The 15,943-nt window shown below is 75.0% G+C and carries 16 protein-coding genes and 1 riboswitch; of the genes, 13 read left to right on the top strand and 3 right to left on the bottom strand.

Annotation, left to right across the window (positions count from 1 at the left end):
• Positions 1–25: 25 nt before the first annotated feature.
• The gene (locus AB0O19_RS20760) at positions 26–1,006 is read left to right on the top strand and encodes a hypothetical protein (protein ID WP_363621277.1); all 981 of its coding nucleotides are present in this window, start codon (positions 26–28) and stop codon (positions 1,004–1,006) included.
• 60 nt (positions 1,007–1,066) lie between these two features.
• On the opposite strand, the gene AB0O19_RS20755 is transcribed toward AB0O19_RS20760, so the two are convergent.
• A complete protein-coding gene (locus AB0O19_RS20755) occupies positions 1,067–1,900 on the bottom strand; it encodes a M23 family metallopeptidase (RefSeq protein ID WP_363621275.1) in 834 nt (277 codons plus the stop codon).
• A 12-nt stretch (positions 1,901–1,912) separates the two neighbouring features.
• A riboswitch (cyclic di-AMP (ydaO/yuaA leader) is annotated at positions 1,913–2,071 on the bottom strand.
• Positions 2,072–2,416: 345 nt separating this feature from the next.
• Between AB0O19_RS20755 and AB0O19_RS20750 the strand changes: the two genes are divergently transcribed.
• From AB0O19_RS20750 to AB0O19_RS20700, 11 genes are all read left to right on the top strand, one after another.
• Complete coding sequence (locus tag AB0O19_RS20750; protein WP_363621273.1) at positions 2,417–3,244, top strand: alpha/beta hydrolase; 828 nt, start codon at positions 2,417–2,419, stop codon at positions 3,242–3,244.
• A 75-nt stretch (positions 3,245–3,319) separates the two neighbouring features.
• Positions 3,320–3,889 carry a TetR-like C-terminal domain-containing protein gene (locus AB0O19_RS20745; protein WP_363581345.1) on the top strand — a complete coding sequence of 190 codons (570 nt, stop codon included), beginning with the start codon at positions 3,320–3,322 and terminating at the stop codon, positions 3,887–3,889.
• 221 nt (positions 3,890–4,110) lie between these two features.
• Positions 4,111–5,241 carry a PP2C family protein-serine/threonine phosphatase gene (locus AB0O19_RS20740; RefSeq protein WP_079135705.1) on the top strand — a complete coding sequence of 377 codons (1,131 nt, stop codon included), beginning with the start codon at positions 4,111–4,113 and terminating at the stop codon, positions 5,239–5,241.
• A gap of 172 nt (positions 5,242–5,413) precedes the next feature.
• A complete protein-coding gene (locus AB0O19_RS20735; protein WP_363621272.1) occupies positions 5,414–7,597 on the top strand; it encodes a SpoIIE family protein phosphatase in 2,184 nt (727 codons plus the stop codon).
• 233 nt (positions 7,598–7,830) lie between these two features.
• Positions 7,831–9,099, top strand: a complete 1,269-nt coding sequence (locus AB0O19_RS20730; protein WP_363621301.1) for a sensor histidine kinase — start codon at positions 7,831–7,833, stop codon at positions 9,097–9,099.
• Complete coding sequence (locus AB0O19_RS20725; protein ID WP_363581351.1) at positions 9,083–9,496, top strand: roadblock/LC7 domain-containing protein; 414 nt, start codon at positions 9,083–9,085, stop codon at positions 9,494–9,496. The genes AB0O19_RS20730 and AB0O19_RS20725 overlap by 17 nt, the downstream gene beginning before the upstream one ends.
• Positions 9,493–9,840: a DUF742 domain-containing protein gene (locus tag AB0O19_RS20720; RefSeq protein ID WP_350880532.1), complete on the top strand. Its 348-nt coding sequence runs from the start codon at positions 9,493–9,495 to the stop codon at positions 9,838–9,840. Before AB0O19_RS20725 ends, AB0O19_RS20720 begins: the two co-directional genes overlap by 4 nt.
• A gap of 22 nt (positions 9,841–9,862) precedes the next feature.
• Positions 9,863–10,453, top strand: a complete 591-nt coding sequence (locus AB0O19_RS20715) for an ATP/GTP-binding protein (protein ID WP_363581620.1) — start codon at positions 9,863–9,865, stop codon at positions 10,451–10,453.
• Positions 10,450–11,898: a cytochrome P450 gene (locus AB0O19_RS20710; protein WP_363581353.1), complete on the top strand. Its 1,449-nt coding sequence runs from the start codon at positions 10,450–10,452 to the stop codon at positions 11,896–11,898. The genes AB0O19_RS20715 and AB0O19_RS20710 overlap by 4 nt, the downstream gene beginning before the upstream one ends.
• Positions 11,862–12,968 carry a cytochrome P450 gene (locus AB0O19_RS20705; RefSeq protein ID WP_363621270.1) on the top strand — a complete coding sequence of 369 codons (1,107 nt, stop codon included), beginning with the start codon at positions 11,862–11,864 and terminating at the stop codon, positions 12,966–12,968. The genes AB0O19_RS20710 and AB0O19_RS20705 overlap by 37 nt, the downstream gene beginning before the upstream one ends.
• Positions 12,969–13,011: 43 nt before the next feature.
• Positions 13,012–13,269 (top strand): hypothetical protein, encoded by a 258-nt coding sequence (locus AB0O19_RS20700; protein WP_350880538.1) that lies wholly within the window; start codon positions 13,012–13,014, stop codon positions 13,267–13,269.
• A 156-nt stretch (positions 13,270–13,425) separates the two neighbouring features.
• Here the strand turns inward: AB0O19_RS20700 and AB0O19_RS20695 are convergent, their stop codons facing one another.
• Both AB0O19_RS20695 and AB0O19_RS20690 read right to left on the bottom strand, forming a co-directional pair.
• Positions 13,426–14,241, bottom strand: coding sequence for an isocitrate lyase/phosphoenolpyruvate mutase family protein (locus AB0O19_RS20695; RefSeq protein ID WP_363621268.1), 816 nt, complete (start codon positions 14,239–14,241; stop codon positions 13,426–13,428).
• Positions 14,242–14,261: 20 nt separating this feature from the next.
• Positions 14,262–14,747 carry a carboxymuconolactone decarboxylase family protein gene (locus AB0O19_RS20690; RefSeq protein ID WP_363621266.1) on the bottom strand — a complete coding sequence of 162 codons (486 nt, stop codon included), beginning with the start codon at positions 14,745–14,747 and terminating at the stop codon, positions 14,262–14,264.
• A gap of 242 nt (positions 14,748–14,989) precedes the next feature.
• On the opposite strand from AB0O19_RS20690, the gene AB0O19_RS20685 reads away from it, so the two are divergent.
• Positions 14,990–15,802: an NRDE family protein gene (locus AB0O19_RS20685; RefSeq protein WP_363621265.1), complete on the top strand. Its 813-nt coding sequence runs from the start codon at positions 14,990–14,992 to the stop codon at positions 15,800–15,802.
• Positions 15,803–15,943: the final 141 nt, after the last annotated feature.

The following is a 15,943-nucleotide window of genomic DNA, read 5'->3' as shown; positions in this document are numbered from 1 at the left end:
CCGGCCAGCGGTTACCGTTCGAGCTATGAACGACGAAGACCTGCGGCTCGCCCCGCGTACCAGGGCCTCCGACCTGCTCGCCTGGGCGGCGGAAGAGGACCGCGCCCCGGTGGCCGAAGCGCCGCTGCGCGCGGTGCTGGCCCTGCTGGAGCTGGGCGAGGGCAGGATGCACGACGGCTGGCCCGAACTGACCTCGAACGCGGTGGAGCACCTGCTGTACGAGCGGCTCTACCTGTACGTCCAACCCGAACCGGAGGCGGACCCGCTGGCGTACGGCGCCGCCGTCCGGCTGCTGACCGACCACCAGCGGGCCGCCAAGCGGCTCAACGCCAAGCGCCAGGAGCGGCTGCACGCCGAGGCCGAGTGGCAGGGCGAGGTCGCGGCCGGGCTGCTGCGCCGCGCCGACCTGGTGACCTGGCCCCGGCTGTACGCGCTGCTGCTGCACGCGTACGGGGCGGACGTCGCGGATCCGGAGGCGGTGCGGGAGTGGCTGACCGGCTTCCGGGAGCTGGCGCAGGAGGAGCGGCTGGCCGTGTTCGCCGCACTGGCGCAGACCGGCTGGCTGGACGAGGTGGACGAGCAGGGCTGGAGCCCGACCCGGGTGATCTCGGTCGGCATGGCCACCGACGGCGCGCGCCGGCTGCTGGAGCAGGGCCTGATGCGGCGCAGCTACCGCAACCTGGCCGAGCTGACCGCGCTGGGCCGGCCGATGCCGGACGAACTGGCCGGGGACTTCGGGGCGTTCGAGGAGGCGGCGGTGGAGGCCGCGCTCGACCTGTACGGGGAGTGGACGGTGCCCGGGCTGCCGCGACTGCTGGTGGAGGAGTTCCCGGACCTCGCGCCGGAGCCGGGGCAGGAGGAGATCGACGCGTACCTGGCCGGGCTGGCGCAGGAGGAGTTCGACGCCCGCCTGGAGGGGCTGGCGGGCCCGGCGCAGGAGGAGTTCGACGCGCACCCGGCGGAGCCGGCGCACCCGGCGGAGTCGGCGGACCCGGCGCAGGAGTGACGCGGCGAAGCCCCGGCCGCGGTGCCTTCTGGTTCCGGCGGCCGGGGCTTCGCGGGTGCGTCAGGGGTTGAGGCCGCGCTGCTGGAACCAGGTCTCCGGGTCGACGGGGGCGCCGCCACCGGGGCGGACCTCCACGTGCAGGTGCGCGCCGGTGACGTTGCCGGTGGCGCCGACCTTGCCGATCTGCTGGCCGGAGCCGACCTTGCCGGAGCCCTTGATGATCGAGGAGAGGTGGCAGTACCAGATCTCGGTGCCGTCGGGCAGGGTCTCGACGATCCGGTAGCCGTACGAGCCGGACCAGCCGGCCGAGGTGATGGTGCCCTGGCCGACCGCGTAGACGGGGGTGCCGGTGTCGGCGGCGAAGTCCAGGCCGGTGTGCAGGTGGGCCCAGTAGCGGGCGCTCTGGCCGTAGTGGGCGGTGAGGTGGTAGTCGCGCACCGGCAGGGTGAGGGCGGCGGCCTTGGCCCGCTCGGCCTCCTCGGCGGCCCGCTTGGCCTCGGCCTCCTTGGCGGCGGCCTTGGCCTCCGCCTCCTTCGCGGCCTGGACGCGGGCGTCCTCCTCGGCGGCGGTGCGCTGGCTGTCGGCCTGCAGCTGGATGCGGGCGGCGAGCGCGAGGCCGGGGTCGGCGGAGAGGGCGACCGGGGTCTCGTCCGGGGTCTCGATGGCGGGGGCGGCGGCCGGGGTGGCGGAGGCGAAGCCGGTGGCGCCCAGGGTGGCGGCGACGGCGGTGACGCCGAGCAGCGGGGAGGCCCCACGGACCTGACGCGGCATCCGGTGCCGGTTGGTCTCGGCCTCCGGGCCCGCGTACTCGGAGCCGTCCGGGCCGGGGTGGTCGAGGAGCCGGGTACCTGCTGCAAGGCCGGCCGGGTGTGCCGGAGTGTGCGTCGACGCCACGGAGGCGCGCTCCTTTCCTTCCTTCGCGCCTACCGGGTTAGCTGACGGGTTCGGAGCAGGAAGGTCTCCTACGGCCGGGCCGGAGCCCCGCCGATTCACCCCAAGGAACGTGGTTCCCCGGCTCCCTGACCTGCCCGGAGGCCGGTCGGCGGGATTAGGCGACGGCGCACGGTGCCGTCTGGGTACGGCGTTGACGACCGCGCTGCGTTATCAAACGTTAATCCTAGGAGGCCCTGATTCCAAGCCGTTCGCCCGGGACGACCGGAGACGGGCGGGGCACTCCGGGGCACGACGGGCGTTTTGTTCCCCTTGGGCACCCCTGCACCCCCTTGAGCGCCGTTGACGCCACCTCACGTGATCGAACGTCAACGAACGACCCTTCATCCGCGCACTCCCCGCCGACCTCCCCCGCTCCGCAGGGCGCGAGGGCTTGACGGCTAAGGCTATTAGCCTTAGCTTTAAGGCTATCGGCGGCAGCGCCGAAGCCCCGCACCGGCAACCCTCCGGAGGCCCACCGTGAACGCCACCAGCGCCCCCACCACCCAGTACCTCGACGTCACCGGCGGCCGCCTCGCCTACGACGACACCCGACAGGGCGACGGCGCCCCCGTCGTGCTGCTCCCCGGAATGCTCGACACCCGCGCCGCCTACCGGCACCTCCGCCCGCTGCTGGCCGCCGCCGGCCGCCGGGTCGTCACCATGGACCTGCGCGGCTTCGGGGAATCCTCGATCATCTGGGACGACTACTCCCCCGCCGCCATCGCCACCGACGTCCTCGCCCTGCTCGACCACCTCGGCATCGACCGCGCCGTCCTGGTCGGCAACTCCTACACCGGCGCGACGGTCGTCAAGGCCGCCGGCGACGCCCCCGAGCGGGTCGCCGGCATCGCCCTGATCGACGCCTTCGTCGAGAACCCCCCGCCCGGCGCCCTCATGCGCGGCGCCCTCCGCGTCATGGGCTTCCTGACCGTCCACTCGCCCGCCTTCTGGGGCCTCTACCAGCGCAAGCTGGCCTACCCGGGCGCCAAGCCCGCCGACTTCGACCCGTACGTGGCCGGACTCGTCGCCGCCATGCGCACCCCCGGCCGCAAGACCGCCACCCGCGGACACGTCAGCGGGGACTCCGCGCCCGTCGGCTGGACCGCGGCCGTGCGCTGCCCCTCGCTCGTCATCATGGGCAGCAAGGACCCCGACTTCCCCGAGCCGGAAGCCGTCGCCGACCGGCAGGCCGCCGCGCTCAACGCGCGGAAGGTCATGATCGACGGATCCGGGCACTACCCGATGGCCGACAACCCGCAGGCCACCGCCGGCGCCCTGCTGCCCTTCCTCGCCGACCTCGCCTGAGCCCCGCCCGCCCACGTCAGCCACGCCACGCCACGCCCCGCCACGTACGCCTTCCACCGACGGAGAGCCCACACCATGCCCCGAGTAGGACTCACCCCCGAGCAGGTCGTCGACCACGCCATCGCCCTCATCGACGAGCAGGGCGCCGACGCCCTCACCCTGGCCGCCGTCGCCGCCCGGGCCGGGGTCGCCACCCCGTCGCTGTACAAGCACGTCAGCGGCGGCCTCGCCGAACTGCGGCGGCTCATCGCCGTCCGGGTCACCGAGGAACTCGCCGACCGGCTCGCCGAGGCCGCCGTCGGCCGCAGCGGCGACGACGCCGTCGACACCGTCCTGCGCGCCTACCACGCGTACGCCACCGAGTACCCGCACCGCTACAACGCCCTCCCGCAGGCCCCGCAGCCGGACGACGACCTCACCCGCGCGGCCGGCCGGCTCGTCGGGGTGATCATCGCCGTCCTGCGGGAGTACGGCCTCGACGGCGCGGAGGCGATCCACGCCGCCCGTACCGTCCGCTCCGTCGCCCACGGCTTCGCCTCCCTCTCCATCGGCGGCGGCTTCCAGCTCGCCGAAGACCTGGCCACCACCCAGAGCCGCCTCATCACCCTCCTCACCACCGGGCTCCGCACCTGGCCCACCCCCTGAGACGCCGGCCACCGCACCGGCCGCGGCACGACCCGCCCGGTCTCCCCCGACGACGGAACGGCCGGCGCACCGGGTGAGGCGTGCGCGGGAAGTCGGACCCGCCGACTTCCCGTGCGGCGGGCAGGCAGCGGGCCTGGGGGTGGTGGGGGCGGACGGGTTAGTGTGGCCGGGCTGACTGGTGGTCATGACAGGGGACCGCCGACCCCTTGGCGGAGGTCCACGTGCCCGCACCGATAGCGAGGGCGCGGCGGTGGTACCTGCGGCTGCTGGACGGGAACGCCCGGGCCGCGCGGTACGCGCTGGGGGTGCTGCTCGGAGTGACCGCGGTGCTGAGCGTGCTGCCGATCGTGCTGCCGTACAGCTGGCCGCCGTCGGCGCTGGTGCTGCCGCTGGTGGTCGGCGGGCTGCTGTTGCGGCGCGGGCAGCTGCTGGTGCTGGTGTGCGCGGCGCTGGCCGGCGGGGTGCTGGGGGCGGTGGTGCGGGATCCGCTCGGGGTGCGGATCGGGGTGACGCTGGTACTGGCCGCGACCGCGGTGACGGTGCTGGCCGCGAACCGGTTCCGGCACCGGCTGGGTCTGCGCGGGACCCAGGGCGATTCGATGCTGCTGGAGCTGGCCGAGCACACCCGGACGCTGGCCCGGCTTCCGGAGCGGCTGCTCGACTGGCACTTCGACAGTGCGCTGGCGCCGGCCGGCGACACCTCGTTCTCGGGTGACTTCCTGCTGTGCGCGCACCGCCCCGAGGAGGATCTGCTGGAGCTGCTGCTGGTGGACGTGTCGGGCAAGGGCAGCCGGGCGGCGGCCCGCTCGACGCACCTGTCGGGCGCGTTCGCGATGCTGCTGGGGCGGGTGCCGCCGGAGGCGTTCCTGCCGGCGGCCAACGACCACCTGGTGCGGATGGGCTGGGAGGACGACTTCGCGACGGCGGTGCACCTCGCGCTGCGCCCGGCGACGGGCGACTACCTGCTGTTCAACGCCGGCCATCCGGCGCCCGCGCAGTTCCGCCGGGCGGACGGCGGCGGCTGGGCGCGGTCGGGGCACGGCGGCCCGGCGCTGGGGCTGGTGTCGGGCGCGCTGTATCCGGCGGTGTCGGGGCGGCTGCGGCGGGGCGATTCGCTGCTGCTGTTCAGTGACGGCCTGGTGGAGGTGCCGGGTCGGGATCTGGACGAGGGGGTGGGTCGGCTGCTGGCGGCGGCCGAGCCCGTGGTGCGGCCGTGGCGGACGCAGCAGCAGCTCACCCGGGGTGCGGCGGAGCGGCTGGTCCGGACGGTGGCGCGGGACGCGGCGGACGACCGGACGCTGGTGCTGGTGCGCCGTCTGGGCCACCATTCACCCGCTTCAGCACCCGCTTGAGAAATAAGGTATTAAGAATTAAGTGCCCGTTCGGGCACCCAGAGGGCACCCACCCCCCGAGAGCGGAAAGGCCGGGTATCCGATGGACCTGAGCTCTCCGTGGGTTCCCCCCTCCGAGGACGAGAGCCGGACGCCGCGCAGCAGTCCCACCGCCCGCAGCCCCATGCGCTGCGTGCGCTTACTGCTCGGCTGCACCAGCGCCGCCGAACTGCTCGGCACCGTCCTCGCCGAGGGGCCGGGGTGGATCACCGGCGAGGGTTCCGCGCTCTACCTGCTGGATTCCGCCGGGATGCTCCGGCTGACCGCCTCGCACGGGCTGCCGGACTGGGCCCACGAGCGCTACAGCACCGTCGATCCGGCCAGTGACCTCCCCGCCGCGATGGCCCTGCGGTTACGCCGCCCCTACCTGCTCAGTCCCGAGCACACCAGCGTCGACTACCCGAACAAGAACGTCGGCATGGGCACCGGCATGGTCGCCGTGATCGCCCTGCCGATGGTCGTCGACGAGCGGCCGGTCGGCGTCCTCGCCCTCGCGCTGGCCCACCGGGGCACCGTCCCCCGCCGCGACCTGGACGTCCTGGAGACCATCGGCGAGGCCTGCGCCCACCGGCTGTCCCACCTGCTCGACCACGCGGACGCCCGGATACCCCAGGATCCGGCCGGGGCACCGCCGGACGGGGCCGGGAGCCTCCCCGCCGGGCTGGCCCACCCGATGCTGTCGCTCGCCGTCCGGGCGGCCGGGCACGGTGCCTTCGAGCGCGATCTGGTCACCGGCGAGAGCTACTGGGACGCCGCGGCGTTCCGGGTCACCGGCCAGCCCGCCACCGCCGACGGCTCCGCTCCGGAGCTGGACCGGATCGTCCACCCGGAGGACCTGCCGGACGTGCAGGCCGCGCTCGCCGAGTCGCTCACCACCGGCGGGTGGTACCGGATCGGGTACCGGGTGCTGCGCGGGGGCGGCAAGGTGGCGCGGATCGAGGAGACCGGCGAGGTGATGCTGGACGTCCACGGCCGGCCGGTCCGGGTCGCCGGGCTGCTCTCCGACCGGGACCAGGGCCGGGCCCAGGGCCAGGACCGGGACCAGCGCCGGGAACACCCCCGGGAGCAGGCCGAGGAGCAGGCCACCCCAGGCGGGGCCCGGACGGCACTGCTGCTCGCGCTCACCCGGTCGCTGTCGCGGGCGGTGACCGTCCGGGACGTCACCACCGCCGTCACCGACGTCGCCCGCCCGGCGTTCGGCGCCGCCAGCATCGTCCTGGACCTGGTGGACGAGGGCCGGCTGCTGCCCGTCTCGCACACCGTGTACGGCGGGCCGAGGCGCACCGAGCTGACCCGGCTGGCGGACCTCTCCGAGAACGTGATGCAGCACGCGCTGACCCGCTCGGCCCCGCTGTTCAGCGAGCCCGACACGGGCCGGGGCCGGCACGGCCCGCTCACCCCGGCCTCCTGGGCGGTGCTGCCGCTGGTCGCCTCCGGGCGGCAGGTGGGCTCCTGCCTGATCACCTTCTCCGCCGAGCGGGCGTTCGGCCGGGAGGACCGCACCCTGTACTCGGCCTTCGCCGGGATCCTGGCGCAGTCCCTGGAGCGGGCCCGGCTGTACGACACCCACCACCACCGCGCCACCGAGCTGCAGCGCGCGATGCTGCCGCGCACCCTGCCCCGGCTGCCCGGGATCGCCAGTGCCGCCCGCTACCTGCCGAGCACCGAGGGCATGCAGATCGGCGGCGACTGGTACGACCTGCTGAGGCTGCCGGACGGCCGGATCGGGCTGGTGATCGGCGACGTCCAGGGCCACAACGCGGAGGCGACGGCGGTGATGGGCCAGCTGCGCAGCGGCCTGCGGGCGTACGCGACGGACGGGCACGATCCGGCCGCCACGCTGGCCCGGACCAGCCGGCTGCTGACCGAGCTGGACACCGACCTGTTCGCGACCTGCCTCTTCCTGGCCCTGGACCCGGCCGACGGCGCGCTGACCGCGGCCCGGGCCGGGCATCCCGCGCCGGTGCGGATCGCGGACGCCGGGGCCGTCGAGCTCGACCTGCCGGGCGGGCCGCCGCTGGGCGTGGACCCGGGGCAGCCGTACCCGCTGACGGCCGGCCGGCTGGCGGTCGGCGAGACGCTGCTGGTGTACACCGACGGGCTGGTCGAGGACCGCGAGGAGGACTACGACGAGTCGGTGCAGCGGATGCTCGGCGGGCTGGAGCTGTGGGCCCGGCAGACCGGCCCGGCCCGGGCCGGCGCGGCGCCCGCGCTGGAGCGGCTGGCCGACCTGCTCACGCTGAACGTGACCGAGCGGCGGTCCCGGCCGGACGACGTGGCGCTGTTGCTCCTGCACCGGACGTCGCCCCTTCCGTAACACCGTGCGCACGTTCCCCACACATCCCAGGACGTGACTCGGCCATCTCCCGCCCGGCCCGGCCGACGCGCCGCAGGCGCCCCACCGGGGACGAACGTCCTCGGGCCGCCCGGATCGCGGTCGAACGGCGCCGGTTTGACGCCGTATTGACTGGATATTGACGAGATCCGGTCACTTGGCGAGATCCGTTCACACCTTCGTAGGATCATCACCCTAGAATTCGCGGCGTGACGATGACTCAGTGGTGCGCAACGGCAACCGGCGTGCTCGCCGCCCTCGCCCTCGTGGCCACCGCCCGGTACCGCGCCGTGTCCGTCACCCAGCGCCGCCGCGCCGACCGGCTGCGGCGCGACCTCGCCCGGCTCCAGGAGCAGCTCGGCGCCGAACTCTCCCGCCGCGGCGCCGACCTGGCCGCCGTCCAGCAGGAGCAGGAACTCACCGCCTCCACCCAGCGGGCCTTCCTCAGCGTCGCCCGCCGCATCCTCGTCATGGCCCACGACCAGCAGGCCCTGCTCGACGAGATGGAACGCACCCACGACGACCCGGCGCTGCTGGAGGGCCTGCTCAAGGCCGACCACGCCGCCGCCCAACAGGCCAGGCTGGCCCAGACCCTGGCCGTGCTGTGCGGCGCGCGGGCCGGCCGCCACTGGCCCGAGCCGGTCTCGCTGGAGGACGTCGTGCGCGGCGCCCAGTCCCGCATCCTGCCGTTCCAGCGGGTGGTGGTCCGCAGCCGGATCGAGACCGCGGTGGTCGGCGCCGCCGCCGAGGCGCTGATCCACGCCGTCGCCGAGCTGCTGGACAACGCCACCCGCTACTCCCCGCCCAGCACCCAGGTGTTCGTCACCCTGATGCCGGTGCACAACGGAGCCGTCATCGAGATCGACGACGGTGGCGTCGGCATGCCGGAACAGGCCGTCGCCAAGGCCGCCGCCGCCCTCGCCGGCGGCACCAGCCTGGAGGTCTCCCGGCTCGGCGAGGTGCCGCAACTGGGCCTCGCCGCGGTCGGCCGGCTGGCCGAGCAGTACGGCTTCCGGGTCACCCTCAGCTCGGCGCCCTCGCCGTACGGCGGCGTCCGCGTCGTCGTGATGCTGCCGAACGCCCTGCTCACCGAACCGCTGCCGCCCACCGTCCCCGGCCTCGGACCGGACGACCGGGCGTTCAGCACCGACCTCCGGCCGACCGGACACCCCGCCGGACACCCCCTGGTGGAGACCCCGCCGACCGGCCGACCCCCCGCGGCCGCCGACACCCCGCCGCCGCTGCCCCGCCGGAGCCACCGACGCGACCGCGCCGCCCGCCCCGCCCAGCACGCCTCTCCCGCGCCGCCGCCCGCCCCGCCGTACCGCTCGGCCCGGGACGCGCAGGCGTTCATGGCGATGTTCCAGGCCGGCACCGCCAGCGGCCGATCGGCCGCCCGGGCCCAGGCCCAGCCCGACCCTTCCCTGCCCGCTTCCCCCCGACTTCCCCAGCGCTCCGGAGAGTTCCATGACCACCACCCCTGATCTCGGCTGGATGCTCGCCGACATCGTCAACGTCCCGCAGGTCCAGCACGCCGTCGTCGTCTCCAACGACGGCCTGGAGATCGGCCGCAGCGCGAACATCGCGCGCGAGGACGCCGAACGGCTCGCCGCCGCCTGCTCCGGACTCCAGTCGCTGGCCCGCGGCGTCGCGACCGGGTTCGGCGGACCGGGCAGCGCCACCCGCCAGATCATCATCGAGTACGGCGGCGGCTACCTGTTCATCGTCGCCGCCGGGGTCGGCGCGCACCTGGCCGTGGTGACCAGCGACGCCGTGGACGCCGGCCTGGTCGCCTACCAGATGCAGGTCCTGGTCGAACGGATCGGCAGCCACCTCACCAGCCCGCCGCGGGTCGACCACGCGGCGGGGGGACACCGGTGAGCGGGCCGGTCCGGCCCTACGTCATCACCGGTGGCCGCAGCCGGTCCACCCGGGCCGAGCTGGCCATCGAGAGCCTGGTCAGCGCGTTACCCGAGCCGCCGGAGCTCCCCGACCACGCCCTGCTCAACCGCGAGCACCGGCGCATCCTCGCGCTCTGCCACAGCCTGCTGTCGATCGCCGAGGTGGCGGCCCACCTGGGGCTGCCGCTCGGCGTCGTCAAGGTGCTGGTCGGCGACCTCTGGGACCTCGGCGCCGTCCAGGTCCTCCCGCCCGTCCCGCAGGCCGAACGCCTGCCCGCAACCCTTCTGGAAGAGGTGCTCGTTGGCCTCCGCCAACTCCGCTGAAGCCCCCGGGGCCACCGCCGACCTGCCCGCCGAGCCGCGGTACCTGCCGTCCTCGGTCCAGGGCGCGGTGAAGATCCTGGTCACCGGTCCGTTCGGGGTCGGCAAGACCACGCTGGTCGGCTCGCTCAGCGAGATCACTCCGCTGCGCACCGAGGAGACGATGACCGCCGCCAGCAGCGGCATCGACGACCTCACCGGGCGCGGCGACAAGACCACCACCACGGTCGCGCTCGACTTCGGCCGGATCACGCTCAACCCGCGGCTCGCGCTGTACCTGTTCGGCACGCCCGGGCAGCGGCGGTTCTGGCCGCTCTGGGACGACCTGTCGCGCGGCGCGCTCGGCGCCATCGCCATGGTCGACCTGCGCCGCCCGGACGAGAGCTTCGACGTGCTCGGCCGCCTGGAGGAGCAGCGCATCCCGTTCGCCGTGGCGGTCAACACCTTCTCGGACACGCCGAGTTACCCCGAGGAGGAGCTGCGCTCCGCCCTCGACCTGCTGCCGGAGGTACCGATCCTGCACTGCGACGCCCGCGACCGGCGGCAGTCCTACGACCTGCTGATCGACTTCGTCGACCACCTGCACCGCAGCTCGATCCTGGAGCTCCAGGGATGACCGCGCCCGAACCCGGCACCGCCTCCCCCGGCTGCCCGGTCCCGCACGGCGGCAGCCTGCCCACCGGCATCCCGCTGACCCCGCTGTACGGCCACGCCGTCGCCGAGGACCCGCACGGCCTGTACGCCCGGCTGCGCCAGCGCTACGGCCCGGTGGCGCCGATCGAGCTGGAGCCCGGGGTCGAGGCCTGGCTCGTCCTCGGCTACGCCGAACTGCTCGAACTCACCCGCAACGAGGCACTGTTCTCCAAGGACTCGCGCCGCTGGCGGGTGCCCGCCGAGGGCCGGCTGTCCCCCGACTCCCGGCTGCTGCCGATGACCTCCTGGCGGCCCACCCTGCTCAACCTGGACGGCGCCGAGCACCAGCGGCTGCGCTCCGCCGTGTCGGACACCCTCTCCCAGATCGACCACCGCCAGCTGCGCGAGACCACCGAGGCCTGCGCCAACGACCTCATCGACAGCTGGGGCCCGGACGGCACCGCCGACCTGATCGCCCAGTACGCCCGCCCGCTGCCGCTGCTGGTCTTCACCCAGCTGGTCGGCCTGCCCCGCGAGGCCGGGCCCCACCTGGTCGAGCTGATCAGCCACTTCGTGGACAGCGGCCCCAAGTCGGTGCGCGCCAACGCCGAGTTCCAGGCGATCCTGGTCGACCTGGTCCGGCGGCGCCGCACCGCCCCCAGCGCCGACCTCACCTCCTGGCTGCTCGCCCACCCGGCCGCGCTCACCGACGAGGAGGCCGTGCACCACCTGGTGGTGATGCTGGTCGCGGGCAACGAGACCAGCATCAACTGGACCGGCAACACGCTGCGGCTGCTGCTCACCGACCGCCGGTTCCGGGCCACCCTCACCGGCGGGCGGCTCACCGTCTCCGACGCGCTGGAGGAGGTGCTCTGGCGCGACCCGCCGACGCAGAACTTCCCCGGCCGCTGGGCCACCGGCGACACCGTCCTCGGCGGCCAGTACATCAGCGCCGGCGACATGCTCGTCCTCGGCCTGGCCGCGGCCAACGCCGACCCGGCCGCCCAGGGCGTCGCCTCCGCCGCCCAGGGCTCGCTCGGCGGCAACCGGGCCCACCTCGCCTGGGGCGCCGGACGGCACGTCTGCCCGGCCCAGCACCCGGCCCGGATCATCGTCGAGACCGCCGTCGAGACCCTGCTGCACCGCCTGCCCGATCTCCAACTCGCCGTGCCGTCCGGCGACCTGGGATGGCGCCCGTCCCCGTGGTCACGGGCCCTGCTCGGCCTGCCGGTGCTGTACAGCGCCTTCACCCCGCCCCGCCCGCCAGCCCCCGAGAGGCCCGCATGGACACCGCCGTCGACCCCCGACCCGAGCCCGTCAGACTCGACCCCTTCGGACGCGACCAGCACCAGGAGAACGCCCGCCTCCGGGCGGCCGGCCCCGCGGTCCTGGTGGAGCTCCCTGGCGGGGTGGTGGTCTGGGCGATAACCCACCACGACACCCTCCAGGCGCTGCTCGCCGACCACCGGGTGGGCAAGAACGCCCAGCTGTGGACGACCTTCCGGGAGGGCCGGCTGCCCCAGGGCTGGCCGCTGCTCAACTTCGTCACCGTGCCCGGCATGGTCACCGCCGACGGCGACGACCACCGACGGCTGCGCGGCCTGGTCAGCCAGGCCTTCACCCCGCGCCGAATAGCCGACCTGGCGCCCGCGATCGAGGCCCGCGCCGTCTCGCTGCTCGACCGGGTCGCCGAGCTGGACGGCGCGTTCGACCTGCGCGAGCACTTCGCCTACCCGCTGCCGATGCAGGTGATCGGCGAACTGCTCGGACTGGCGCTGGACGAGCAGGACAGGCTGCACGAGCTCTCCGACACCCTGGTCTCCAGCTCGGCCACCCCGGCGGCGGCCGCCGCCGCGCAGCAGGCCCTGTACGCGCTGCTGGGCTCCGTGGTGGCGGCCAAGCGGGCCGCGCCCGGCGACGACCTCACCACCGACCTGATCGCCGCCCGCGAGGCCGGGGACCGGCTCAGCGAGGCCGAGCTGGTCGGCACCCTGCTGCTGATGCTGGTCGCCGGGCACGAGACCACGCTCAACCTGATCACCAACGCCGTCCGGGCCCTGCTCGCCCACCCCGACCAGCTGCGGCTGGTGCTCTCCGGCGAGCAGCCGTGGTCGGCGGTCATCGAGGAGACGCTGCGCTACGACTCGCCGGTCGGCCAGTTCCCGCTGCGCTACGCGACCGAGGACATCGAGGTCGGTGACGTGGTGATCCGGCGCGGCGAGGCGCTGCTCGCCTCCTACGCGGCGGCCGGCCGCGACGCCGGGCACCACCCGGACGCCGACCGCTTCGACGTCACCCGCCGGCCCAACCGGCACCTGTCGCTCGGTCACGGCCCGCACTTCTGCCTCGGTTCCGGGCTGGCCCGGCTGGAGGCCGAGACCGCGCTGCGGCACCTGTTCGAGCGGTTCCCCGGGCTGGCCCTCGCCGAGGGCGACGCGCCGGAGCCGATCGGCTCCTTCATCAGCAACAGCGTGCGAACCCTGCGGGTGACGGTCTGAGCCGTCCGGTTACCTGAAGGCGGCCCGGGTCGTTCGGCAGTGCATGAAGAAACTCGCCACCCTGGCCGCCCTCACCATGGCGGGCCTCGCGCTCGCCGCCCCGGCGGCGTCCGCCACCACCCAGACCGCGAGCTCCCCGGACGCCACCGGGGGCCTCACCGACGGTCTCAACCTCTCCCCGGCCGACCTCGCCATCCACGCCGCCGGCAAGCTGCCGGTGGTCGGCCACGCCGCCCAGGAGGTGGAGGCCGTCGGCACCAACCAGATGACCCACCCGGGGCTCAGCGGTCAGATCGGCTGACCCGGATCGGCCGACCACGCCCACCGGGCACCGCCCCGGTTGCCGCCACCCCCCGTCGGCGGCAGCCGGGGCTTCGCCGTACCCGGGCCCGCCCGGCGCCGTCCAGCCCGCGCCGGGCGGGCCCGCTCAGCGCCGGACGGACCGCGAGAAGCCCGCTCAGAAGAGGCCGTTCAGCTCCTGGTAGGTCAGTCCGCCCTCCAGCGCGGTGTAGGTGCCGCTCGCGTACACCTCCGCGGCGGCCCGGCGCACCGCCGCGTACGCCACCTCGGCCAGCCCGGGGCCGAGGCTCACCCGGGCCACGCCCAGCTTCGCCAGCTCCGGGACGGACGGCGCGCCCGGCCCCGCCAGCACGTTCAGCGGCACCGGGACGGCCGCGGCCAGCGCGGCGATCGTCTCCTCGTCCGCGACACCCGGCACGAACACGCCGTCCGCACCCGCCTCGACGTAGGCCCGCAGCCGGCGCACCGCGTCGCCCAGCCGGCCCTCCGGCGCGCCGATCCCGTGCAGGAACACGTCGGTGCGCGCGTTGACGAAAGCGGGCACGCCCGCCGCGTCCGCCGCCGCCCGGGCCGCCGCGATCCGCTCGGCGGCCTCGGCCGTCGGCCGGCCCTCGTCCTCCAGGTTGACGCCGACCGCGCCGGTGGCCAGCAGCGCGGCGACGGACTCGCCGACGCCGGCGGCGGTCCGCGCGAAGCCGCTCTCCAGGTCGGCGGTAACCGGCAGGTCCACCGCGCGGACCACCTGCGCCGTCCGTACGAGGACCTGTTCGAGGTCGGCGCCGCCGCCGTCCCGGCTGCCGAGCGACCAGGAGACGCTCGCACTGGCCGTCGCCACCGCCCGCGCTCCGGCGGCGGCGACCAGACGGGCGCTCGCCGCGTCCCACACGTTGGCGAGCACCAGCGGCTCGCCCGGCCGGTGCAGCTCCCGGAGCAGCCGGGCCCTCTCCTGCTGGACGTCCACCATGTCCGCCATGTCCGCCATGTTCCCGGGCCTCACTTGGCGGCCGGGCTGAGCCGGGAGGCCACCCCGATCCGGTTCCAGGCGTTGATGGTGACGATCAGCGCGATCAGCTGGGCCAGCTCGGTCTCGTCGAACCGGGCGGCGGCCTCGGCGTAGACCGCGTCCGGGACGTGTCCCTGGGTCAGCAGGGTGATCGACTCGGTGAGGGCCAGCGCGGCCCGCTCCCGGGCGGTGAACCAGGGGGTCTCGCGCCAGGCCGGGAGGGAGAGCAGCCGGTGGTCCTGCTCGCCGCCCTTCAGGGCGTCGGTGCTGTGCATGTCGATGCAGAAGGCGCAGCCGTTGATCATCGAGGCGTGCACCTTGACCAGCTCGGCGAGCGTGTGGTCGATGCCCTTCCGGGCGGCGCGGTCCACCGCGATCATGGCCTGGTAGAAGTCGGGGGCCAGGCTGTGCAGCGCGAGGCGCTGGGCGGGGGCCGGGACGGGCGCTTCGGTCGGCTGGTGCTCGTTCGTCGTCATGACCGCCAGCCTAGGGACCTGGTGGACCCGTTTCCTGGTGCATTCGAACCACAGAATCCTGGGCCACTTCGCGTGCACCCGGCCGTGGGGCGAGTGTGGCACGGCGGCGACCGAAAAGGGAGGGCCCGGGGGAACCTCCGGTCGCGGACGCGCACTCCCGGCGCGCGAACGGGAGTGCGAGGATCGACCGCGGGGGCGCCACCACGCGTGCCCCCGCCGGGCGAGGTCAGGGGGCCACGATCGTGTGTACGGCGTTCGTCAGCATCGAACCGGGGGCGGCCGTGCCGGTGCTGCTCCTCTCCGTCCGGGACGAGTACCTCGGGCGCGACTGGCTGCCGCCGGACCACCACTGGCCGGACCGGCCGGCCCTGGTCGGCGGACTCGACCTCGCCGCCGGCGGCACCTGGCTGGCCGTCGACCCCGGGCGGCGGACCGCCGCCTGCCTGCTGAACGGCTTCGGGCCGCTCGCCCCCGCCGACACCCGGCTCTCCCGTGGCGAACTGCCGCTCACCGCCGTCCGGGACGGCGGGATCGGCCACCTCGACCTCACCCCGTACGACCCGTTCCACCTCGTCCTGGTCCGGCCCGACGGCGCCCGGGTCGCCAGCTGGGGCGGCGGCCGGCTGGAGGAGCGCGAACTGCCGGTCGGCCTCAGCGTGGTGCTCAACGACGGGCTGGAGGGCACGGCCGCCAACCGGACCGCCTCCGAGCGGATCCGCGCGCTGATGGCCGCCCGCGCCGACCGCTTCCGGGCCCGCCTCGCCGCCGTGCCCCGGCCGGAGCCGACCGGCGACGGGCCCGCCGAACGGGCCTGGGGCGACTGGCTGCCGATCGTCGCGGGCGACGGCCTGCCGCTGGACGACGACGCGGCGCTGATCCAGCGGCGGGACTTCGGCGACGGGCGGATCTGGGGGTCCTCCTCGATCTCGCTGCTCGCGCTCGGGCCGGACGGGCCGCGCTACGACTTCGCCCCCGCGCCGGTGCCCGCCGGCGGCGGGGCGTGGCGGCGGGTGCCGCTCGGCGGAGGCGGGTCGGCGGCGCGGTCCGGCGACTGACCGGCGACTTACCGGCGACTCACGGCGGCTGACCGGCGACTGACCGGCGACTCACCGGCGGCTGACCGGCGGCTGACCGGCGGCTGACCGGCGACGGTGGCGCCCAGACGTCCGCTCGATGAACTTCTGGCGGCGGGGCTG

The sequence above is a fragment of the Kitasatospora sp. NPDC091276 genome, assembly GCF_040684355.1.
In the GTDB taxonomy this organism is placed as follows: domain Bacteria; phylum Actinomycetota; class Actinomycetes; order Streptomycetales; family Streptomycetaceae; genus Kitasatospora.
Note: the sequence above shows the minus strand (reverse complement) of the source record. Positions and strands in the feature narration are given on the sequence as shown.